The organism is Rhodopseudomonas sp. BR0G17, from assembly GCF_010907025.1.
Lineage (GTDB): Bacteria > Pseudomonadota > Alphaproteobacteria > Rhizobiales > Xanthobacteraceae > Rhodopseudomonas > Rhodopseudomonas palustris_H.
Genome location: NZ_QUML01000120.1, coordinates 1 through 506 on the forward strand (window position 1 = coordinate 1; position 506 = coordinate 506).

Here is a 506-nt window from a genome sequence, read left to right on the forward strand (position 1 = left end):
GCTTTTCGATGGTGCCGCTGATCTCGCGGATCGCGCCGACCGATTCCTGTGTCGCCGATTGGATCCGGCTGATCTGCTGACCGATCTCGCCGGTGGCCTTCGCGGTCTGCTCCGCGAGCGCCTTCACTTCGGCGGCGACGACCGAGAAGCCGCGGCCGGCTTCACCGGCGCGGGCGGCCTCGATGGTGGCATTCAGCGCCAAAAGATTGGTCTGCCCCGCGATGGAATTGATCAGTTCGACGACATCGCCGATCCGCGTCGCCGCCATCGACAATTCGCTGACGCGATCGGTGGTGTTGCGCGCCTGGCCGACGGCATCGCCGGCGATCCGGGCCGATTCCTGAACCTGCTGGCTGATCTCACGGATCGAGGACGACAACTGATCGGTCGCGCTGGCCACCGATTGCACGTTGCTGGTCGCTTCTTCGGAAGCCGCTGCGACGTGGCTAGCGAGGTTCTGCGAGGTGTCGGCGGTGACCGCCAGCTGCCGCGCCGACGTTTCGAGC

Annotated in this window: 1 protein-coding gene; it reads right to left on the reverse strand. The window is 66.2% G+C overall.

Annotated features, from left to right (window positions below):
- On the reverse strand, positions 1-506 hold a 506-nt coding region (locus DY467_RS25485; RefSeq protein WP_246701649.1), incomplete at both ends, for a methyl-accepting chemotaxis protein.